The 21,981-nt window shown below is 49.4% G+C and carries 23 protein-coding genes; 17 read left to right on the forward strand and 6 right to left on the reverse strand.

Annotated elements, in window-relative coordinates:
* Nucleotides 1-19 precede the first annotated feature (19 nt).
* Nucleotides 20-715 (reverse strand): ComF family protein, encoded by a 696-nt coding sequence (locus Q0K92_RS07520; protein ID WP_297325190.1) that lies wholly within the window; start codon nt 713-715, stop codon nt 20-22.
* A 131-nt stretch (nt 716-846) separates the two neighbouring features.
* Between Q0K92_RS07520 and bioB the strand changes: the two genes are divergently transcribed.
* The 14 genes from bioB (at nt 847) to Q0K92_RS07590 (ending at nt 10,881) form a co-directional block, all read left to right on the forward strand.
* The gene (bioB, locus tag Q0K92_RS07525) at nt 847-1,851 is read left to right on the forward strand and encodes a biotin synthase BioB (RefSeq protein ID WP_297325191.1); all 1,005 of its coding nucleotides are present in this window, start codon (nt 847-849) and stop codon (nt 1,849-1,851) included.
* Nucleotides 1,852-1,862: 11 nt separating this feature from the next.
* On the forward strand, nt 1,863-3,026 hold the full coding sequence (gene bioF / locus Q0K92_RS07530) for an 8-amino-7-oxononanoate synthase (RefSeq protein ID WP_297325192.1): 1,164 nt from the start codon (nt 1,863-1,865) through the stop codon (nt 3,024-3,026).
* Nucleotides 3,023-3,793 (forward strand): pimeloyl-ACP methyl ester esterase BioH, encoded by a 771-nt coding sequence (bioH, locus tag Q0K92_RS07535; RefSeq protein WP_297325193.1) that lies wholly within the window; start codon nt 3,023-3,025, stop codon nt 3,791-3,793. Before bioF ends, bioH begins: the two co-directional genes overlap by 4 nt.
* Nucleotides 3,771-4,649: a malonyl-ACP O-methyltransferase BioC gene (bioC, locus tag Q0K92_RS07540; protein WP_297325194.1), complete on the forward strand. Its 879-nt coding sequence runs from the start codon at nt 3,771-3,773 to the stop codon at nt 4,647-4,649. The genes bioH and bioC overlap by 23 nt, the downstream gene beginning before the upstream one ends.
* Before the next feature lie 9 nt (nt 4,650-4,658).
* Nucleotides 4,659-5,333 (forward strand): dethiobiotin synthase, encoded by a 675-nt coding sequence (bioD, locus tag Q0K92_RS07545; RefSeq protein ID WP_297325195.1) that lies wholly within the window; start codon nt 4,659-4,661, stop codon nt 5,331-5,333.
* 60 nt (nt 5,334-5,393) lie between these two features.
* Nucleotides 5,394-5,690 (forward strand): DUF3175 domain-containing protein, encoded by a 297-nt coding sequence (locus tag Q0K92_RS07550; protein ID WP_297325196.1) that lies wholly within the window; start codon nt 5,394-5,396, stop codon nt 5,688-5,690.
* Nucleotides 5,691-5,733: 43 nt separating this feature from the next.
* Nucleotides 5,734-6,372 carry a hypothetical protein gene (locus tag Q0K92_RS07555; RefSeq protein ID WP_297325197.1) on the forward strand — a complete coding sequence of 213 codons (639 nt, stop codon included), beginning with the start codon at nt 5,734-5,736 and terminating at the stop codon, nt 6,370-6,372.
* Nucleotides 6,373-6,434: 62 nt separating this feature from the next.
* Nucleotides 6,435-6,620, forward strand: coding sequence for a hypothetical protein (locus tag Q0K92_RS07560; RefSeq protein WP_297325198.1), 186 nt, complete (start codon nt 6,435-6,437; stop codon nt 6,618-6,620).
* Complete coding sequence (locus tag Q0K92_RS07565; RefSeq protein ID WP_297325199.1) at nt 6,608-6,904, forward strand: type II toxin-antitoxin system RelE/ParE family toxin; 297 nt, start codon at nt 6,608-6,610, stop codon at nt 6,902-6,904. The genes Q0K92_RS07560 and Q0K92_RS07565 overlap by 13 nt, the downstream gene beginning before the upstream one ends.
* A gap of 294 nt (nt 6,905-7,198) precedes the next feature.
* Complete coding sequence (locus Q0K92_RS07570; protein ID WP_297325200.1) at nt 7,199-8,455, forward strand: glycosyltransferase; 1,257 nt, start codon at nt 7,199-7,201, stop codon at nt 8,453-8,455.
* 126 nt (nt 8,456-8,581) lie between these two features.
* Nucleotides 8,582-9,178 carry a hypothetical protein gene (locus Q0K92_RS07575; protein ID WP_297325201.1) on the forward strand — a complete coding sequence of 199 codons (597 nt, stop codon included), beginning with the start codon at nt 8,582-8,584 and terminating at the stop codon, nt 9,176-9,178.
* Nucleotides 9,179-9,340: 162 nt separating this feature from the next.
* A complete protein-coding gene (locus Q0K92_RS07580; protein WP_366084188.1) occupies nt 9,341-9,634 on the forward strand; it encodes a DUF190 domain-containing protein in 294 nt (97 codons plus the stop codon).
* Nucleotides 9,635-9,799: 165 nt separating this feature from the next.
* Nucleotides 9,800-10,324: a hypothetical protein gene (locus Q0K92_RS07585; RefSeq protein WP_297325203.1), complete on the forward strand. Its 525-nt coding sequence runs from the start codon at nt 9,800-9,802 to the stop codon at nt 10,322-10,324.
* 110 nt (nt 10,325-10,434) lie between these two features.
* The gene (locus tag Q0K92_RS07590; RefSeq protein ID WP_297325204.1) at nt 10,435-10,881 is read left to right on the forward strand and encodes a helix-hairpin-helix domain-containing protein; all 447 of its coding nucleotides are present in this window, start codon (nt 10,435-10,437) and stop codon (nt 10,879-10,881) included.
* Between the two features lie 94 nt (nt 10,882-10,975).
* Here Q0K92_RS07590 and sixA read toward each other — a convergent pair whose 3' ends face one another.
* On the reverse strand, nt 10,976-11,488 hold the full coding sequence (gene sixA, locus Q0K92_RS07595) for a phosphohistidine phosphatase SixA (RefSeq protein ID WP_297325205.1): 513 nt from the start codon (nt 11,486-11,488) through the stop codon (nt 10,976-10,978).
* Between the two features lie 47 nt (nt 11,489-11,535).
* On the opposite strand from sixA, the gene ppx reads away from it, so the two are divergent.
* Entirely contained in the window at nt 11,536-13,032 is a 1,497-nt protein-coding gene (gene ppx, locus Q0K92_RS07600; protein ID WP_297325206.1) for an exopolyphosphatase, read from the forward strand.
* Nucleotides 13,033-13,053: 21 nt separating this feature from the next.
* On the opposite strand, the gene Q0K92_RS07605 is transcribed toward ppx, so the two are convergent.
* Both Q0K92_RS07605 and Q0K92_RS07610 read right to left on the reverse strand, forming a co-directional pair.
* Nucleotides 13,054-13,473, reverse strand: a complete 420-nt coding sequence (locus Q0K92_RS07605; RefSeq protein WP_297325207.1) for a hypothetical protein — start codon at nt 13,471-13,473, stop codon at nt 13,054-13,056.
* Nucleotides 13,474-13,567: 94 nt separating this feature from the next.
* Entirely contained in the window at nt 13,568-14,332 is a 765-nt protein-coding gene (locus Q0K92_RS07610) for a glycoside hydrolase family 19 protein (protein ID WP_297325208.1), read from the reverse strand.
* Between the two features lie 401 nt (nt 14,333-14,733).
* Between Q0K92_RS07610 and Q0K92_RS07615 the strand changes: the two genes are divergently transcribed.
* Both Q0K92_RS07615 and Q0K92_RS07620 read left to right on the forward strand, forming a co-directional pair.
* Nucleotides 14,734-16,518 carry a FecR domain-containing protein gene (locus tag Q0K92_RS07615; protein WP_297325209.1) on the forward strand — a complete coding sequence of 595 codons (1,785 nt, stop codon included), beginning with the start codon at nt 14,734-14,736 and terminating at the stop codon, nt 16,516-16,518.
* Nucleotides 16,515-19,364, forward strand: a complete 2,850-nt coding sequence (locus Q0K92_RS07620) for an EAL domain-containing protein (RefSeq protein ID WP_297325210.1) — start codon at nt 16,515-16,517, stop codon at nt 19,362-19,364. Before Q0K92_RS07615 ends, Q0K92_RS07620 begins: the two co-directional genes overlap by 4 nt.
* A 258-nt stretch (nt 19,365-19,622) precedes the next feature.
* On the opposite strand, the gene ppk1 is transcribed toward Q0K92_RS07620, so the two are convergent.
* Both ppk1 and Q0K92_RS07630 read right to left on the reverse strand, forming a co-directional pair.
* On the reverse strand, nt 19,623-21,698 hold the full coding sequence (gene ppk1 / locus Q0K92_RS07625) for a polyphosphate kinase 1 (RefSeq protein ID WP_297325211.1): 2,076 nt from the start codon (nt 21,696-21,698) through the stop codon (nt 19,623-19,625).
* A gap of 123 nt (nt 21,699-21,821) precedes the next feature.
* Complete coding sequence (locus tag Q0K92_RS07630) at nt 21,822-21,953, reverse strand: PQQ-dependent sugar dehydrogenase (RefSeq protein WP_297325213.1); 132 nt, start codon at nt 21,951-21,953, stop codon at nt 21,822-21,824.
* Nucleotides 21,954-21,981 lie beyond the last annotated feature (28 nt).

Below are 21,981 nucleotides of genomic sequence, written 5' to 3' on the forward strand. Positions count from 1 at the left end.
GACTTATGAAAATGGTTTTTTACACCGCGTAAGGACCGGTTTGATGGACCTCGGATAGCGTTCGGGCAACTACCCAATTACTGATTTCAGCAGCGCCCTGTTGATGTAGCGTCTTCGCCAATTCGTTCAATGTGGCACCGGTTGTCATCACATCATCAACTACCGCGACATGCTTGCCCGACAGATCAATTTTACAGCTAAACGCCTTGTGAATGTTTTTCTGACGGTCTTTCCAGGGTAATCCGGTTTGTGGCAATGTATGTTTGATGCGGCTACAACTGTCTGGCAGAATCATGATTCCCATATGCTTCGAGATATAGCGGCTGATTTCCATCGCCTGATTAAAGCCACGTTCGCGCAGCCTGATCGGGTGTAGCGGCATCGGTATGATGACATCTGCGCGCGTTTCTATTGCGGTTAGTTTTTTGATGAGCAAGTCAGCAAGAATCGGCGCGATAGCCAGATTGGCTTGATATTTGAACGACTGGATCAGCGCATCAATCGGAAAGGTATAGCGCAATGCCGCAATGGTACGTGTGAAAGCCGGCGGTTTTTTCAAGCAAGCACCACATATTTCCGCTGTTGGCACCGGCCACAGACAAATGGGGCAATGGTTATCCGGCAGTTGCGGCAAGTGAGTCATGCATGGGTTGCATACATCCTGGTTGGCGGCAGTTCCACACAGTACGCAATTTTTCCGGGTGAAGATTTGCACGGTAATTAATCAGTTATTAAAAAATGCATGGCGGAAAAATTGACAGCGTGCATTGAATCCTTGATCATCCAAGGTTATCGGCAATTGAAATGATCCATTGTCCATTTGAACGGAACGACAGGTAAATCGGCATGAATTACAATTCACTTACAACGCACGAAACACAAAATAACTCAATCAGTATAACCGGAAAATCGGAAGACTCGACATATTGGAGCGTGGCGGACATCGAGGCATTATTGGACGCGCCGTTTAACGATCTGATTTATCGCGCACAATGTGTGCATCGTCAGCATCATGATGCCAACGGTGTGCAATTATCGACGCTGATTTCCGTAAAAACCGGCGGTTGCCCCGAAGATTGCGGCTATTGTCCGCAAGCGGCGCGCTATCATACCAGTGTTGAGAGTCAGGACATGCTGTCGCTCGATGACGTGGTATCCGCCGCGGCTGCCGCAAAAGCCAAAGGTGCTTCGCGGTTCTGCATGGGTGCCGCGTGGCGCGGTCCGAAACAACGCGACATCGAGAAAATGACCGAAATGGTGCGCGCGGTCAAATCACTGGGGATGGAAACCTGCGCTACACTGGGCTTGTTGAAACCCGGTCAGGCGGAACAACTCGGTGAAGCCGGTCTGGATTATTACAACCATAATCTCGATACGGCGCCGGAATATTATGAAGAAATCATTACCACGCGGCAGTATCAGGATCGTCTGGACACATTGCAGGAAGTGCGCAATGCCGGTATTAATGTATGTTGCGGCGGTATCGTCGGCATGGGAGAAACCCGCCAGTCGCGCGCTGGATTGATTGCGCAATTGGCCAATCTGAATCCGTATCCGGAATCGGTGCCGATCAACCATTTGGTGCAGGTTCAGGGTACGCCACTGTACGGCACCGCAGCGCTTGATCCGCTCGAATTTGTACGCACCATCGCTGCTGCACGGATTACCATGCCCAAAGCCATGGTGCGTTTGTCCGCAGGCCGGCAGGAAATGTCCGAAGCCGTGCAAGCGCTGTGTTTTCTTGCAGGTGCCAATTCCATCTTTTATGGCGACAAGCTGTTGACGACGGGAAATCCGGAAACGGATCATGACCGGGCATTGCTGGATAAATTGGGACTTCACGCGTTGTAATGCTGTAAACCATGTTTCCAGACCTGGCTGAACAGCTGCGTGTCCGTGAGCAACAAGGGCTGCGGCGCTTCCGGCAAGTCGTGGAAAGTCCGCAAGCAAGTCACATCACTATTGATGGTTGCGACTATCTGGCATTCAGCAGCAATGATTATCTGGGTTTGGCCAACCATCCGGACTTAATCCAGTCAGCCTGCGAAGGCGCACAACGCTATGGTGTCGGTGCAGGCGCTTCGCATCTGATCAATGGTCATTCCACTGCGCATCATGATTTGGAGCAGGTGCTGGCACAATTTAGCGGTTTCCCCAAAGCGTTGTTATTTTCCACCGGCTATATGGCGAATATCGGTGTCGTCACTGCCTTAGTGGGGCGTGAAGATGCGATTTTTGCCGATAAACTGAATCATGCCTCGCTGAATGACGCGGCCTTATTGTCACGAGCGAAATTCATTCGCTACCCACATCTCGATCTTGCTGCTTTGGAACAACATCTGGCAACTTCGAATGCGCGGCGCAAGCTGGTAATCTCTGATGCAGTATTCAGCATGGAAGGCGATATTGCGCCGGTTCCTCAGCTGGTCGCCTTATGCGAGCAGTATCATGCGTTGTTGTTACTGGATGATGCACATGGTTTTGGTGTATTGGGCAAGCAGGGACGGGGCAGTTTGTTTATGCCCGATCATCCCAAGCAACATTCGCCGAACGTCGTGTACATGGCAACGCTGGGCAAAGCCGCCGGTGTATTCGGTGCATTCGTTGCGGCGCAAACGGAAGTCATCGAAACCTTGATCCAATCCGCGCGCAGTTATATCTATACGACGGCTACACCGTCATTGTTATCGCACGCATTATCGACAAGTTTGCGGCTGATTGAACAAGATGAGTGGCGGCGCGATGCATTGGCGCGAAACATTGCACAATTGAAGGAGGCGTTGCAATCATCGCCGTGGCAATTACTGCCTTCCAGTACGCCGATCCAGCCGCTGTTGATCGGGGGCAATGCCGAAACCGTGCGCATCAGCCAGGGGCTGCGCGAACGCGGCATTTTGGTGCCGGCAATCCGCCCGCCGACGGTGCCGCAGGGCATGGCGCGATTGCGTATCTCGTTGTCTGCTGCGCATCAACCGCATGATATCCTGCGGTTGACACAAGCCTTGCACGAGCTGGCAGTATCATGATGCAGTTGCATATCGAAACCGTGGGGCAAGGCCCCGATCTGGTTCTATTGCACGGCTGGGCGATGCACAGCGGCATATGGAGCAGTGTTCGCGAGCAATTGAGTCAGCAGTTTCGTTTGCATCTGGTGGATTTGCCCGGGCATGGTTTGAGTCCTGCGCGTGAACCGGGGACATTGGATCATCTGGTCGACATCATCACGGAAATTCTGCCTGAACGTTGTATATTAGGTGGTTGGTCGTTGGGTGGACAGATCGCCATCGAGTTGGCGCTACGTGAACGGGAACGCGTGCAGAAGCTAGTGCTGATTTCCACCACCCCGTGTTTTGCCAAGCGCGACGATTGGGAATCGGGCATGGAACGCAAATTACTTCAGCTTTTCCTGGAAAATCTGAAACTCAATTATGCCACCACGATCAACCGTTTCCTGACGCTGCAAATGAGTGGTGACCGCGATGCAAGCAAGATCCTGTCGCAACTGCGCAAGCATTTTTTTCAGCGCGCCGAGCCGGATCCCGGCGCATTGGAGAAAGGTTTGAAGATTTTGCAGCATAGCGATTTACGCGACCGCATTAGCGCGATCCGGCAACCGGTCTTATTATTGCACGGTGAAAATGACGTGATTACTCATCCGGCCGCTGCCGACTGGATGCATCAACAATTGCCGCAATCGCAACGGGTGATGTTTCCGCACTGCGGCCACGCACCGTTTTTATCGTATCCTGAACAATTTGTGACTTGCCTCAATGAATTCCGAACACACGCTTGATAAAAAACAATTACGCACCGCGTTTGAACGTGCCGCCGACAGCTACGACCAGGCAGCGGTGCTGCAACGCGAGATCAGCAATCGCATGCTGTCACGCCTGGAATACATCAAATATCGGCCCGATGTGATTATCGATGCCGGTAGCGGCACGGGTTACGGCAGCCAACAGTTGGCTAAACGTTATCCTGCCAGCCAATTGATCGCTGTCGATATCGCCTGGGCGATGCTGTCGCATGCGCGCCCCAATACCGCCTGGTGGCAACGCCTATTGCCGTCGCAGCAACGCACGGATTATGTATGCGCCGATATTGAACAAATTCCGTTTAAAAATGCAAGCGTCGGTATGATCTGGTCGAACCTCGCGTTTCAGTGGTGTAACGACTTGGAACACACATTCGCCGAAATGTACCGCATTCTGCGCACCGACGGCCTGCTGATGTTCAGCACTTTCGGCCCGGATACGCTGAAGGAGTTGCGTCAATCCTTTGCGCAAGCCGATACCTTCAGCCACGTCAACCGCTTCATCGACATGCACGATATCGGCGATTTGCTGGTGCACAACGGTTTTTCCACACCGGTGATGGACATGGAATATATCACCCTGACGTATTCCGACGTCATCAGCGTGATGCGTGATTTAAAAGCCATCGGCGCACATAACGTATTACTTGGCAGGCGGCAGGGATTGATGGGGAAAAACAAGTGGCAAAAAGCGATCAGTGCATACGAAAAATTGCGCCGTGACGGCAAATTGCCTGCGACGTTTGAAGTCGTCTACGGTCATGCCTGGAAACCGCTGGATCGCCGCTCCGTGTTGACGCCGGAAACCCGCAGGCAACTGGGTTTAATGGGTTAACTGGTTTCTATGGCTGCGGGTTTTTTTGTCACCGGAACCGATACCGGCATCGGTAAAACCACCGTTAGTTGTGCTCTGTTGCACGCATTTGCTGCGCAAGGTAAAAAAGTAGTTGGCATGAAACCGATTGCCGCCGGGAGTGAAAACGGAAAGTGGTTGGATGTCGAGCAACTATTGGCCGCAAGCAATGTGAATATTACCCGCCAGCAAATCAATCCTTACGCATTCGATCCACCGATTTCCCCGCATCTCGCCGCGCAACAAGCGGGCACAGAAATTGATTTGGCAGTCATTCATCAAGCCTATCTCGAATTAAGTAAGCAGGCCGAGATCGTTATTGTGGAAGGTGTCGGAGGGTTTCTGGTGCCATTCAGTCAACATCAGACGGGAGCGGATTTGGCAAGAATACTCGATTTGCCGGTGATATTAGTGGTCGGCATGCGTTTGGGTTGTCTGAATCACGCGTTGCTGACAGCCCAGGCAATACGGACTGCCGGCCTGACATTGGTTGGATGGGTGGCAAATTGCATCGATCCGCAGATGTTGGTTTTGGCGCAAAATATTGCGACGCTGAAGCAACGGCTGGACTGCCCGTTGCTGGGAGTATTGCCATTTGATTCGAAAATGAATGCGCAAAAAGGTGCTGAATTTCTGGATGTTGCAAGATTGGGAAACTTCAGATAAGTTGCAATACGATTGTGATATATCGCTTTATGCTATTAAATTAACCGCAACCTAAGTCCAATGCCTCAAAACAACCCACGCCATTGGTCGCAACAAGTCACCGGAACCAGCAACGCATTGGATCTTGAGCCCGGTGTTTTTTCGTGGGATGATCCGCGCAAAATTGCGTTGTCGCTCAAGCATTCCGCTGACAACAGTCAGCGGCGTAAGGCTGCACCGTTTGCAGCGGCGATGTCGATGCTCAATTTTTATATCAACCGGGCGGGAAAGCATTTGTCCGCGCAGCAGCGGGATGTGTTGGAAAGAGCTAAGAATGAATTGCGTGAATTGTATGGGAAATCGCACATCAAATCTTGATAGTTTTTGTTAACCTGTTAACTGGAAAATATTTTTTGTACCCATGTGTTACTTAGATTTAACCAACAATCAATTGAATCCCCAAGGCTATTGGAATCAACCGCTTGAAAGTTTGGATTCCCCCACAGCCCATGAGCTTGCGCTTTTTGATCAAAACGGCTACGACCTGACGGATTTGGAACAGCGCTATGCCATAATGAACTTGACGCCTGCTAAAGCGCATCGGGAACATCGGCGCGCCTTAAAAGCGCCCTGGTTTACGCAACCGGAGCGGATGGAGGGAGCTGTGCTTAACCACAGTTTGTTGTTCGAACGGAAAGGCTATAGCGGGGAAGCGCTGGAACAACTCGAACGATGGGCGCAGACAAATCCTTTGGTCTATAAAATCATCAAGATGCGCCCCAAGTGGGGACTGGATTTCAGTATGGATTATGTGGATCGTGCCGGCAACGTATTTGAAGTATTGCACTGGGAATACGACGGTTTTGATTTTGACGAAGTAGCGGTACGCAAGCAACAGTTAGAGGCTAAATTCGCAGCTACGGATTGGGACGATGCGGCGGCCAGCATCCTGAAACGGAAAGACCAATGGCATCATTTGGATTTCTTTGCGCAAAGCGATTGGAAATGTAACTATTTTGGCATCGTTAAAGAACGCTTCAAGATGGTGATTTGGGAGTAGGATAGGAAAAGCTATTGAAACAGTAAAGGTAAGCAAGAATTCAGTACATCACGGAGGTTGGTATGTTCAATGCGAAAGAGAAAATGGCTGAAGTGATTCAGGCGCAACCGGAAGACGCCACTTATGAAGAAATCATGCGGGAGTTGGCATTCGAAAGAATGGTGGCGCGCGGCCTTGAAGATTCCCGGCAGGGATGGGTTATTTCTAATGGCGAGATAGAACAGCGAATTCGTGCATGGCAGAAATAGTTTGGACTGAAGAAGCGGAGCGCTGGCTCCATGATATTTATGATTATATTGCGGAAGATAATCCGGCAACGGCTTCGAAAGTTGTGACAGGAATTTTTGAGAAGACTCAAGTTCTGTATCATTTCCCGGAAATTGGACAGAAATATCGCGCTGAATCCGAAGGGGAAGTCAGAGTTCTGTACTACGGTCATTATCGCATTGCATACTTGCTACGATCGTCACAGGATACTGATATTTTGGGTGTATTTCATGGAGCTCTGGACATCAAAAGGTATCTTCCGTGATATCAAAGGAACGGGTAGCGAAACTGCACGAAATCTTTGCATTGCCATTTTATAATGACTCAGACCGTATCGATAAAGGCACCTCCCCAAGCCTTCGATGCACTGCAACAGTTTAAGGAGAATTCCTGGAATGTTCTGAATTCTTATGCCCATGTCGGAATACACCCGCTTCGCAGGCATGAATAAGGTTATCCGCCTATGCTGATGGATGAAATTCATTCATGGCAGTTCGAATACAAAGCATGTTTGCCTCCAGTAAAGTGATGCCTAATCGTTAGTTCTCAGAAGAAACCCATGAAATTCACAGTCGTCACATACGGAACCGAAGGTGATACCCGTCCGCTGGTCGGGTTGTGTCGTGGCTTGCTGAATGCGGGTCATGACGTTCAACTCTTGGCTGACCGATCCACGCTGGCAACTGCGCAAGCGCAGGGAGTTCCTGCGCAGGCACTGAGTGGTGATATGAAGGCGACGGTCGGGCCGGGCGGTGTGTTGTCGGAGCTGATAAAGGAGAGCGGCGATGTGACGCAGATGGCCAAGGCGGTTGCGCGCATTGCCGACGAGAACACGGTTGCCTGGATGAAAGAAATCGTGGAACAGGCTGCGTCTTCTGACGCCATTCTGTCTTCAGGGATTACGGGCTATGTCGGGTTATCGGTGGCGGAACACTTGCATATATCCGCCATCGGTTTGGGTCTGTGGCCGTTATCTCCGACCCGGGAGTTTCCTTCTCCGTTGCTGCCGTCCTGGCAGATGCCCGGCTGGCTTAATCGGCTGAGCCATCATGCGGTCAATGCGTTGATATGGCGGCTATTTCGCAACAGAATCAACGAGGCGCGTCGCACAGTGTGCGGGCAAGCACCGCGGCAGCAGATGTGGCGTGATTTTCCAACGCTGTATGGTGTGTCGCGCCATCTTGTGCAGCAACCGTCGGATTGGCCTGAGATCTGGCAAATATGCGGCGCATGGTTTGTAGACTCCGGTGCCTGGGAACCGCCAGCCGCTTTGGCCGAATTTCTTTCCGCTGGAGAGCCGCCGATTTATGTCGGTTTCGGCAGCATGGGCGGATTCGACCGGAAAAAACTCCTCACGGCTGTCGTAGGCGCGGTGGCCGGACGCCGCGCTTTGTTCTTCCCGGGTTGGAGCGGCATTGATCCCGCTTTGCTGCCCAAAAATTTCTTTGTCATTGGCGACACACCGCACCATTGGCTGTTTCCCCGTACCGCGATGGTGATCCATCACGGCGGTGCCGGTACTACGCATACCGCGTGCCGGGCGGGTGTGCCATCGGTTGTTATCCCATTCACCGGAGATCAATCCTTTTGGGCCGGCAGACTTGCATCAATCGGCGTTGCGCCAAAGCATGCGCCCCATGCCAAGATCGATGCGCAGAAACTTTCCAGCATGATCGCCTTCGCTGAGAATCTCGAAGTGATGCAACGCGCAAAGGCGCTGGGTGCAGCGATGGCGCAGGAAGATGGCGTGTCGTGCGCGGTTGAGCAAATTGAAAGGCTCATGAGCAATCATCGTGACTTAAGAAACCCTCGATAACTGTCATTTCGAACAGTGTGAGAAATCTTATGGTTGATTGGTTGAGGTCGAAGATTCCTCACGTTGTTCGGAATGACAAGTGTGGGTTATGTAGAGTTTTCGCAAGCGCAGCAGAACAAGGGAATCATGTTTTACAAAGAGATCTTAAGCGTTATCGCTATCGTGTTGACACTGGCGGCGTTCGTTCCGTATATCCGCGCAATCTTTAACGGTGCTATCCGGCCGCATGTGTTTTCCTGGGTGATTTGGGGTGCGACCACTTTTCTGGCATTTCTGGCACAGCTTGAAGACAAGGGCGGTGTGGGTGCCTGGCCGATTGGTGTTTCAGGCAGTATCACGATTTTTATTGCCTGCCTGGCCTACATAAAACGTGCTGACGTGACCATCACCAAAACCGATTGGTTGTTCTTTGTTGCGGCACTGTCGTCTTTGCCGCTGTGGTATTTGACATCAGATCCATTATGGGCGGTTGTTTTGTTAACAATCGTCGATGTACTCGGGTTTGGGCCGACGGTCAGAAAGGCTTATCATCTTCCGTATTCGGAATCCCAACTGTTTTTTGGTTTGTTCACAGTGCGTAATCTGCTGGTCATGATGGCACTGGAGAACCATTCAATCACCACCCTGTTGTTTCCAGCCACCATTGCGGCGGTTTGTGTGCTGTTAATGATGATGATCGCTTATCGTAGGCGGGTTCTTGCCAGCAAAGTGAGTATTGATTAATGGTTTCCTTTAAGCAAGAACAAGGGTTTCCTTAATATGCACATAGTACCGGGTGTATTAAGATCAGCCATATCTTGATTGTGTAAACAGATTGTTATCAGTGATTGCACAGCAAGTGATTTGATGATTCCCGGAGGAAAATGAATGAATGGTTCAATAGTAATGAAAAGATTCGAAATCGTTATCGGAACAGAGCAACTTAATCAGTTGATTGAGTTGTTGGAAAGATCCGGAATACGCGGATATACTGTTATCAAGGATGCGGGAGGATTGGGGACACGAGGCATACGAAATCCCGATGATGTTCTTCTAACCGATGAAAATGCGGTAATAATTTTCGCTTGTAAAGAAGATCAAGCACAGAAAGCGCTTGATGAACTGCGACCCGCAATGAAAGGCTTCGGTGGTATGTGCCTGATTTCAAATTGCCACGCACAAACACATTCTTCTTGCTAAGAATATGCTCTGAACTCGTTCAGCGAGTATATTCTGCTGCTGTTCAAAATAAACCGCAGGATTCAACAACGGTTTTTCCGCGTATGATATGCATGGCATTTGAGTAGTTTATCCACATTCTGGCCGTTCTTCCTGATTCAGTAATCTGCCGCAGGACTTTATCTTATGCAAGGTTGGCTACGTTTTATTCTATTTAGCACCGCTTTTGCGGCACTGTTCGTTGCCGGGGCGCTATCCATGCAAAATGTCAGGGCTGAGAAGATATGGAACTGGCGCTATACCGGGAGCAACGTTGCCGCCAGTGGGACGATTACGACATCCGAAACGGTGGATTCGCAGGGTTTTTATCAAATTTCCAGCATTACCGGTCATCGCAATGGCGAGCTTATTACCAGATTGTATCCGTCTGGTAGCGCGATTCCAGGAAATGAGCCTTATGTGCTTGATAACTTGATCCGCACCGGTACATCAGGTCAGATCACCCTGTATGGATTCGGTTTTTCCACAGTATCAGGTAACTACGTCAATCTTTTTTTTGCCGATTTTCTTACGACGCCGGCCACTATGGAAATGTTTACAACATCTTCGACCTATAGGGAACTGCCGGTCACGTTTTTAGCTACGCCAGTGTCCGAGTCTGAAATCAATGTGGAATCGCCGTCCGGGCAATCGGGGAATAAGGATGAATAAAATCGGGTACGGCATCGAGGAATAGATTGCATGCCGTATGTACTTAAAGTTCGTTGTATTTAATCAACAGCCGGATATAATGGGTTTTTCAAGCAAACTGGAGTCTAGTCATGGTCAAATTAACGGATGTCGCTGGAATCGGCCCTGCTGCGGTCAAGCTGTTGGCTGAGCATAATATCAAGACGGTTGAAGCACTGGCATCGATCAGCTTGGCGGAATTGCAAAAAATATCGGGTTTTAGTGGTGACATACGTGCGAGGGCGGTTAAGAAATCGGCGTCGGATTGCTTGCATAAAGCGGCGAAACAACTGGCTGCTCCGGTCAAAAGTGCGCAAACGACTGTTAAAAAGCCTGTCAGTGAGAAGCCTGTAGTCAGTCGAGCTTTAAATCAAGCTGCAACAGGTGCAGCAGAGGACAAGAAGAAAAATAAAAAGGATGATGAGAAGAAAGAGAAAGTAAAAGATAAGGATAAGAAAAAGAAAGAAAAAAATAAAGATAAGAAAAAGAATAAGAATAAGGATAGTAAAAAGAAGGGAAAAAATAAGAAAAAATCATGATTGAGCATGCATGCGGATGACGCAAAGATCAATGACTTAACTCATGAGCGCATGGGTGGTTTTTTCGTCTTTGTGATTGAAGTAAGAAAGCCTGTCAGGATAATTCTTTCGGTCTGACCAAGCATTGCAGGTATGCGTGACCGGGTTGTGCGGTGATGGCGGTATCGCCATAATCAAGCACGGCGATTGCTGCGGTGGTCAGTAGCTTGCCTGTGCTGTTAACAGGGGGTGGATCGCGCGACAGGTAACAGAGTAATTGGTCGAGTCCGGGATTATGGCCAATAAGTAGTAATGTATGGATATCCTCGCTATATTTCTTGATAACAGAGATCAAATCATTTAATGATGCATCGTAGATTCCGGATTCCCAACGGATATGATTCTGTGGCAAGCGTAGTTGCTCCGTTACCAATTGACAGGTTTGTTTTGCCCGTACTGCGGGTGAACAGATGATCCGATCGATGCGATATCGGTGCTGCAGCCATTTACCCATTTGCTTAGCAGCTTTTTCTCCGCGCGGTGTCAAAGGGCGTTCAAAATCGGAGCCGTTCCCTTCAGACCAATCTGATTTGGCATGCCGCATAATGATCAGCTGATGTTTTTGCATAAGTCTCTTTAAAAAATGCCCTCATTAATTTACATATTACCATTCCTATGACAACCAACATGGATGAATCCTATGCTGCTGTAGATCTAGGCTCAAACAGCTTTCACATGATTGTAGCCAGCTTGGTGGATGGTCGCCTGCAGATTATTGATCGCATGAAAGATATGGTCAGATTGGCTTCGGGACTGAACGACAAGCACGAGTTATCGAAGGAATCCATGCAACAGGCGCTGGAATGTCTGCAACGTTTTGGCCAGCGCATCAGGGAAATTCCTCATGTAAATGTGCGTGCGGTAGGAACCAATACGCTGCGTCAGGCGCGAAATGGCGGCGTTTTCTTATCTCAGGCGCATAGTGCGCTGGGTCATCCGATAGAGATCATCGCCGGACGCGAAGAAGCAAGACTGATTTACTCAGGTGTCGCACACAGCTTATACGATGAAGTGAACAAGCGGCTGGTTGTTGATATCGGTGGCGGTAGTACCGAATTAATCATTGGCCGGGGGTTTGACACCTACTATACCGAAAGCCTGTATATGGGATGCGTCAATGTGGAGCAACGTTTCTTCGATGATGGCAAGATCAAGGCCAAGAAAATGCGCAGAGCCGTATTGTTTGCGATGCAGGAACTGGAATCGATTGAAACGGTGTATAAAAAAATGGGTTGGGACCAGGCATTGGGGTCTTCCGGCACCATTATGACCATACGCGATGTGGTGCAGGCGCAGGGATGGTGTGATTCAGGTATCACAGCTTCAGCGCTGGCTCGATTGGTCGACGCACTGATTGCCATCGGCGATAGCGCGTTGCTTGATTTTGCCGGTTTGTCAGAACGCAGGAAGCCTGTGTTTGCCAGTGGCGTGGCGATATTGTACGGTATTTTTGAAACCTTGAATCTGGACAGGATGAGCGTGTCCGACGGCGCATTACGCGAGGGGCTGTTATATGACCTGATTGGCCGGATACATGATGAGGATATCAGGGACAAGACTATTGCGGCGGTAGCGCAAAGATATAGTGTCGATATGGAGCAGGCGAACCGGGTCCGGGACACGGCCGAGAACTTGTTTCATCAGGTAAAAACCGCTTGGGAGCTGGACGAGAAAACGGATCTGAAATTGCTCATGTGGGGTGCGATAATTCATGAAATCGGATTGTCGGTTGCACATAATCAGTATCACCGGCATGGCGCGTATTTGACTGCCAACTCTGATTTGGCAGGTTTTTCCCGTCAGGAGCAAATGAAACTCGCGATGCTGATTCGCAGTCATCGCCGTAAATTCCCTATGGAAGAGTTCGAATCAATCACCATGTCGATGCGAACTTCGGTGATCAGACTCAGTATCTTGTTAAGGCTGGCAGTGGTATTGCATAGAAGCCGATCCAACAGCACCTTGCCGGAGATACGCATCAGTGTGAACAAAAACCGCGTTGATATGGATTTTCCGCCGGGCTGGTTGGACAAGCACCCTTTAACGCTGGTTGATCTCAGTACTGAGCAAGGCTTTCTTCAGGTTGCGGATATTAAGTTGTTGTTCAGCTGATAGTGCTCATTTTGCTAGTGATCAGTCTGCTGATAATCTTTTCAAAGTAAAAACCTTGCCATCGGCTCTGATGAATTGACCGGAATTATAAGAATTATCATCAAAGACGAATTGATCCCGTCCTTGTCCCCGGTCTTTAGAGACAAATATCGGTTTACCATCCGCTGTTGTCTGACTATAGAAAAAATGCATGACTCCTTGTCCTTTGAGCCACTTCACTTCGAAAGCCATTTTGACCGGAATAACGATGCAAACTGTATTGCCGACTTGATAGCGGCCTTCGAATTCAGACAGCGTAGCGGATGCCGTGGAAGAATTCGAGTCCGGTTTGGGCAAGCGTGCACTCGCATCAGAGATCGATTCGGCCCGTGGCTGATGAATGCTCGATATACAGATGCAGAGCGCGAGTATGCAGTGGCAGATTATTACTGAGATGCGCATACTGTATGGTGGGATCCGATTAATTTGCGGTCGAACGATTCCGGTGTGCTGGATTCAGTACCAACCGCTTGGTGTCAGATGATTACAATGACGGCTATAAGCTGGCAAGGTGATTTTTTGCTAACTCAGCGATTTCATTGGCTTTGTCTTGCCCATTGATACAATAACGGGCTTTTACGAAATCGGTGGCATGCGCATTGATGTAATCGGAAATTTTCCGACCCGTGAATGCACCGGTTTTAAATCCGTGCACCAGCACAAACAAAGCGATTTCAGGTTTCAGCGCTAGTTCTGGATGATGGAGCAAATCTTCACCAACCAGTTTTCCATACTTCTCATAATTATAATCCCAAGTTAGTTGCACATATCCCCGACCATAATAAGGATAGTAGTCGGCATGATGCTGTTTTAAATAGGTATCCGGGTCAGCTAACCAATAAGCTTCGGTAACCGGTTTGAAAGTATGATTGGTTTCATGGTCTGCAGTGGCAAGTACATAAGCGATCTGGCTTTTTAAGCCAATGCCCTGGCGTATACATTCCTGCTTTATGGCGTTTATGGTCCCGGCCTTGGAAGAGAAATCATAACCCTGGATTTGACCGGCATCGTCCAGGCTTGCCTGGAGTTGCGCAACCGTTACTGAATCAATCGCATCCTGGGCGATAGTCTGATGGGTATCCTGCAAGAATTCCGCCCACGCATTGCGGGTTTTGGCACCATATTTGCCGTCGATATCACCGGCCGGGTAACCCAATGTAATCAGGGCGGTTTGCAATTCAATGAGTTGGGCACTGTCAAGCGACTTAAGCGCTGTGGGTTGGCCAGCATCTATGCGCATCAATTCAATCAGTTTCTTCATGATCTCACTCCGAAAATTTTATTGCGATTTGGGTATCCGTCATTTTGCTGTCCTACCTGCATTGAAATGGTACCTAAGCATGCACAATACTTCAACAACCTTGTTTGTAACCGAAAAAACAATCCGTCACTGAAGCGTTATTTCAATATTTATGCGGTTTATCAGCAGCGGCTATTGATCATGCATGACGCTAAAGATAGACTGTTCATGCAGTTGTGAATAATTCGTGATATTCAAATCAGTTTGATCGGCAAGGACCATGAGCTGCGCACGATTCCTATGACAGATTGGTTGACAACGGGTGTACAAAGCTTGGCGGTTGAGATGAAGGTTTCTCAGGGATGATTATTCTGTCGATGCATTCCTCAAGAGAAGGAATAGGCAATGATATGCAGCTAAACATGCTTAACAGGCCGCTGAAAAACGTTTTCGAGGCAGCCGATGCCAGGCAGAAACGGGCGGGAAAGCGCAGTTTATGCGTAATCAATGCGCATTTTGAGCCTGTTTTTAACACCGCAGCGGCAACGCAGATCGTTTTTCAACGGCCTGTTAACAGCAACTTTGTCAGATTACGCGGGCTGTTATTGGCGGCTTTAATGGCGTTATCTGTTCCGGTTGCCGCCGAGGAGTGGATTTATACCGTGCGGCCCGGCGATAATCTGTGGAATTTAACCGAGCGCCATCTCAAAAGCATCGACTATGTACAAAAGCTGCAGCAGTTGAATAATGTACGGAATCCCTATGTCATGCCGCCCGGAACCCAGCTGCGAATTCCTACGGCATGGACAAGATTCATCGGCGACGCACTGGCACAGGTGACCAGCGTATACGGCACGGTCACGCTGCAACGCAGCGGTCAGGAGGACAAGCCGGTTGAACTGGGCATGCAGTTATTGGTGGGTGATGAAATACGCAGCGGAAACGACGCATTTGCCGTCATCGAATTTGCCGATAAATCACATCTGCGCGTGCAGAACAATACGCGCCTGCGCTTGGAGAATATGCGGATATTCGGCGATTATGGCTTGATCGATACGTTGATTGACCTGCAACATGGCCGCACCGAGAGTTCGGTACCCGGAAAGTCGCAAAAGAGCACGCGCTTCAGGATTAAAACACCTTCCGCAATTAGTCTGGTGCGCGGTACTGATTTCCGTGTCGGTATCATTGAAGAAGCGCAATCCAGTGGCAGCGAAGTGTTGACCGGTGTAGTCGAAGTCAACAGTGAAAAAAAACCTATCAAGGTACCTGCCGGCTACGGGATTACCACATCCAGGGGAATACCGCCGGGAGCGCCGATAAAGTTACTGCCACCCCCCGATCTGTCTGAAACAGCCGGTTATTATGAGCGACTGCCGCTCGTCATTCAATTAAAGCCACTATCCGGTGCGCATGCATACCGCGCGCAAATAGCGATTGATCGGGATTTTGCAGATCTGTGGTCTGAATTTGTTACCACCGCTTTACCTTTCCGTAACGGTGAGATTCCGGATGGTGATTACTGGCTGAGAATTCGTGGTATTGATGAATCACGGATTGAAGGCAAGGATGCGGTGATTCCTTTTTCGCTCAATGCGCGTCCGGAAGCACCTTTCATCATCGCGCCACTGCCCGGCGGTGCGACAGCGCCGCAACAGCAGGAATTCAAATGGGCGCTTCAATCCGAAGCGTCTCATTACGCCCTGATGATTAGCCCGGATTCCGATTTTACCCGCGTGATTTACTTTAATCCCGAAGTGCAAGGAAACAGCCTGACACTTTCTGAATCGTTGACGCCGGGCCATTACTTCTGGCGTATTTTTTCTGTCTCGGCCGGTGAAGGCGCGGGGCCGATGAGTGACGTCATGCCTTTCAGAGTGCCTTATCCCGGGCCATCGCTGGAAGCTACCCAACTCAATGAAAAGGAAATGACGTTTGTGTGGCGTGCCGCCGCGGAAGGGCAAAGCTTTCATTTTCAGTTGGCTCGTGATCAAGCGTTCACCGGTATTATCCATGATGAGATGACGCCGATGTCTCAGATAACCGTAGCGAAGCCGGGTGGCGGTACTTATTATCTGCGTATCAAGACGATTGAGTCGGACGGTTTTCAGGGACCATGGGGGGCGTTGCAGACGGTTGAAATTCCATACAGTATACCGCCTTGGTTGATGCTGCTGATGTTGCTGCCACTGCTTGTATTGTTATGATGCAATGGGACGATGTAACGAGGCAATGGAATACGCTCGCTCTGCGGATGGCGGTGCTTTTGGTTGGCATCGTGCTCATCGCATATACAGAAGCGCTGGAGCGTTTCGATTTCATTATCTATGACAAGCTATCGACATTGCAGCAATATCCGCAGGATCCCAATATCATCATTGTCGCCATCGACGAAGAAAGTTTCAAGGCTTTAGGCCGTTGGCCTTGGTCCAGAGGGGTACACGCAGAATTAATCAAGCGTCTGGCCAGCATTGACAACAAGGCGGTGGCTGTGGATATCCTGTTTTCAGAAGCACAGGAAACGGATCCGTATGCCGACCATTTACTCGCTCTGGCGATCGCTGCACACGGCCATGTCATTTTTCCGGTCGCACCGGTCGCTGCCGCAGATTCGGAATCCATAGTCCTGGCGCAACCGCTGCCGCTGTTCAGTGAACAGGCTGTTTTGGGTCATGCTGACGTTGAGCTGGATAGCGACGGTGTTGCACGGCGCGTTTTCCTGCACGCCGGCATCAACGCGCCGACGTGGCCGGCATTGGGTTTGGCGCTGGCAGATCCGGCGAGCGCAAAGAAATCGTATCCATCACCGGATATCGACAAAGAAATACCAGAGCAATGGCAACACTGGGTGCGATCGCAGGAAGTGCTCATACCCTATACCGGTCACCCCGGCAATATCCAAAAAATATCCTACTCCCGGGTATTATTCGATGATGACGCGTTAGTCAGTCTGAGAAATAAAACGGTCATTGTCGGCATGACGGCGGCCGGTATGGGAACACGGTTTGCAACGCCGGTATCGCCGCTCAATCGCCAGCCGATGACGGGGGTGGAATGGCATGCGAATGTTTTCTCGATGTTAACGCACAACCGTGCTGTTTATCCGGTTTCCACGGTCACGACAGCGATCATTTCAGTGTGTTGGGTAGCCGGTATTTTGGCAATGATTGTTTTGATGAGAAGCAATCTCACGATTCCCATGCTGTTGGGAATATTGATACTCACTGTGTTTCTTGCCGGCGTGATACTTACGTTGGGTCACATCTGGATTCCGCCTGGTGTGGCGTTATTGGGCACACTGTCACTGTATCCGCTGTGGAACTGGCAGCGCATCAATCAGTTTCTGCATTCGCTGTGGATTACCAAAGCGCATTCGAGTACTGCATTGGAATCGATTCGTGACGGCGTCATCATTACCGATGCTTGCAATCATGTCATTTACATCAACAAAGGCGCTGAAAGGATCCTGCAAACACAGCTCGATCAGATCAAAGGAAAGCTTTTGCAGGAAATTCTGGGGCTGCATGCAAAAACCGACAACGCATCGACGATGTTGGCTGAAGCAACTATTCCGGGCTCGAATTCGGATCTGGAGCAAACTGGTATGATCGAAGGCGCACTCAAAACAGCCTATGGCAACGAGCGCACGGTTCGCATCGTCCGCAACCAACTGTACGATGACCGTGAAGTCATGATGGGTGCAGTGATTGCCATGACGGATATTACCGATAATGTTGAACTGGCGCGGCAGGTCGCGTACCAGCAAAGTTATGACGCATTGACGAAGTTGCCGAATCGCTCCCGCTTGTTGATGCAATTTGACCGCATGATTCAGGCGATCCGGAATACGGAGAAGATCATTACAGTATTCTTTGTCACGCTGGATAATTTTAAGAAAATTAATGATGCGATGGGGCATCATGCGGGCGATAAATTGCTCGAGATGGCTTCTAAGCGCCTGTTCGATGTCATGCATACCGAAGATGTTGTGGCGCGTTGGGGGGGAGATGAGTTCGTGTTACTTTCCGACCGTCTCAGTAAAGAAAATCCTCCGGCTGATATGGCGCAGGAAATTCTCGACATTATCAGGCAACGATTTGAAATTGACGGCTTGGAAGTGTTTGTTTCGGTCAGTATCGGCATTAGTTTTTATCCGGAGAATGGACTGACCAGTGAAACAGTATTAGAAAGAGCGGGTACGGCAATGTACCGTGTCAAGCGGGATGGCGGTGATCACTTCGGTTTTTATTCGCCGGAATCTTCAGTGGTGTGGACACGTGATCAGCTTGAACTGGAAAGGGAATTGCGCGCGGCGATAAAAAATGGCGAACTGCAGGTATTGTTCCAACCGATAGTCAACGCGAAATCGCATCATATTTCACACATGGAAGCGTTGGTACGCTGGCCGCACCCTAAACGGGGATATTTATCACCCAGTGAGTTTATTCCGTTGGCCGAAGATATCGGGCAGATCGAGCAGCTGGGCGAAATGGTGTTGAGAGTGTCGTGCACCGCTGCATACAAGCTTGCGCAATTGGGATATCCAGTCGTGGTGTCGGTGAATGTCAATCCGCGCCAGCTATCGAACAGGAATTTTTCTCAAACGATTGCACAAGTACTGCGCGATACCGGCTTGCCGGCAAAATCCCTGATACTTGAAATCACCGAGAGCGCCATTGTCAACGACATGGAGCGTGCCGGCAAGGTGCTGAGAGAAATAAAGAATTTGGATATTTTGATTGCCTTGGATGATTTTGGCACGGGATATTCCTCGCTGACATTGCTGCGTGAGTTTCCAATCGATATTTTGAAAATTGACAAAACGTTCGTGCGTACACTAGACCAGAATTTTAACGATCTGAAGATTGTGCAGGCGATGATCGGCCTGGGTAGGAATCTGGGACTGACAGTGATTGCGGAAGGGGTGGAAACAGAGCGGCAGGTTGGATTATTGCTGCAGCATGAATGTTATTTCCACCAGGGCTATTATTTTAGTAGACCCATTCCTTATGAAGCGTTGTTTGAATTGATGCATCATAAATTACCCTGCTAATGCTGGCGCGTAGCGATCCTTGAGGAATCTCTGGGGAAACTCTGAATAATTCATGTTTGTCATTCCGAACAAAGTGAGGAATCTTTGTGAATCAATGTCATAGATTTCTCGCTGTGCTCGAAATGACAGTTATTGAGAGTTTCCCTGGATAACCCGCCTTTGTCATACCGAAAAGAGTGAAGAATCTTTTCTAATCAATTGCATAAATTTCTCGCCATGCTCGAAATGACAGTTATGCAGAGGCTTCTTAACAGTCTGTTAAGACAGACCGCAATAATGTTCCAACAATAATTGCTGTGCCGAACGTGGTTTAGCGGCGCCGGGTTTTAAACGTTTGTAGGAACCATCGCTTTGCAGTATCCAAGCCTGCGTGTTGTCCGACAGATAACTTAACAATCCATGATCGATGACTGTGTCGCTGGTGCGTTTTTCTTCGATCGGAAAACACACTTCAACCCGATAATGTAAGTTACGTGTCATCCAGTCAGCGCTGGAACAAAATACCAACTCTTCGCCGCCGTTATGAAAATAATAAACACGGGTATGCTCCAAAAAACGGCCCACGATGGAACGCACAGTGATATTTTCCGAGATATCTTTGACCCCGGGACGCAGGCAGCATATGCCGCGAATGATCAGGTCGATTTTTACGCCTGCCCGCGATGCCTTATACAAAGCAGCGATGATTTCCGGATCGACCAATGCATTCATTTTGGCAATGATCCAGGCTTTTTTTCCTTCATTGGCAGCGCTGATTTCTTTTTCGATATGGCTCAGTATTCCCTTGTGCAGAGTGAATGGTGACTGCAAAAGCTTTTTCAATCTGCCTGCACGACCGAGGCCGGTCAGTTGATGGAACAGTTTGTTGACATCCTCGCCGATTGCTTTGTCGCAGCTCAGCAGGCCGTAGTCGGTATACAAACGCGCAGTCCGGGCATGATAATTGCCGGTTCCCAAATGAACATAGCGGCGCAAGGTGCGGCCCTCCCTTCTCACGACCAGGATCATTTTGGCATGGGTTTTATAATTGACCACACCATAGACGACGTGCGCGCCGGCTTGTTGTAATTCACTGGCCAACTCGATATTGGCTTCTTCATCGAAGCGTGCCCGCAATTCGATCACCACGGTGACTTCCTTGCCGGCGCGCGCGGCAATCTTTAATATTTCGACGACTGCCGAATCGATGCCGGTGCGATAGAGCGTTTGTTTGATGGATAACACATTGGGATCGGCTGCGGCCTGACGCAAAAAATCAATGACGGGTGCAAACGATTGGAATGGATGGTGCAGCAGAATGTCGCCATTATGCAGCGCGTCAAAAATATTGGAATTCTTCAACAAACGTTTCGGTACTTCCGGTGTAAATCCGGCATATTTGAGTTCCGGGCGGTCAACCAGATCACAGATCGCAAGCAAACGCCCCAGATTGACGGGGCCGGTGACTTGGTACAGATCATTTGGCTGCAGTTCAAATTTTTGTAACAGGAATTGACTTAGATTATCCGGGCAGTTATCGGCAACTTCCAGGCGCACGGCATCACTGAATCTCCGTGAAGGCAATTCGCCTTCAAGCGCGCGCAGCAGATCGTCGATTTCTTCGTCGTCGATCAGCAAATCGCTATCGCGCGTGACTTTGAACTGATAACAACCAGTCGCATTCATGCCGGGAAACAGATCGCCCACATGGGCATGGATAATCGATGAAAGCATGACAAAATCATGATTTCCACCACTATATTTTGCCGGAATATGGATTACCCGCGGTAACGAACGTGGCGCTTGTACGATGGCTAATCCCGAATCTCTGCCGAAAGCGTCTTTTCCCTCCAGCGATATGATGAAGTACAGGTTTTTGTTCAATACCCTGGGAAAGGGATGTGCCGGATCCAGGCCCAGCGGACTCAGTACCGGCAATACTTCATCCTTGAAGTAGCGGTGTATCCAGCGACTGAGTTGGGGTTTCCATTGGGAACGGCGCAATAGCCGGATTTTATCCCTGGTTAATGCAGGAATGATCATGTCATTCCAGACATGGTATTGCTCTTCAACAAACTGATGGGCTGTTTCACTGACGCGTGCCAGCACTTCGGCCGGAGACAGATTGTCCGCGCCTGTCTGTGTCGAGCCGTACTTGACTTGTTGCTTCAAACCGGCGACGCGTATTTCAAAGAATTCATCCAGATTGGTACTGGCGATACATAAAAACCGTAATCTCTCCAGCAGCGGCAGATTTTCATCTTTTGCCTGTTCGATGACGCGCCGGTTGAATTCAAGCAGACTCAATTCGCGATTGATATACAGCGTGGGGTTCTTGAGATCGACGATATCCATCAATGGTGGCTGTTAGAAAAGATTAGCGGAAGAAAAATAAAACGGGCCTCATTCTAGCGTAGTTTTTAATCACTATGATTGTTTAATCGATAGGAAGTTATTTCTGTGCGTGTTCGAGCGAACTCAAGGCTTCGGTACCAGCTTCAACAATTTACCGTTTTCCTCATCCGTCAATACATACAATGCCCCATCCGGGCCTTGTTCGATATCGCGGAAACGTACTGTTTGTGTCAATAGTTGTTCTTCACCAAGAATGCGCTAGCCGTCCGTCGACAGTAGCGAT

The sequence above is a fragment of the Nitrosomonas sp. genome, assembly GCF_024282095.1.
Taxonomy (GTDB): Bacteria; Pseudomonadota; Gammaproteobacteria; order Burkholderiales; family Nitrosomonadaceae; genus Nitrosomonas.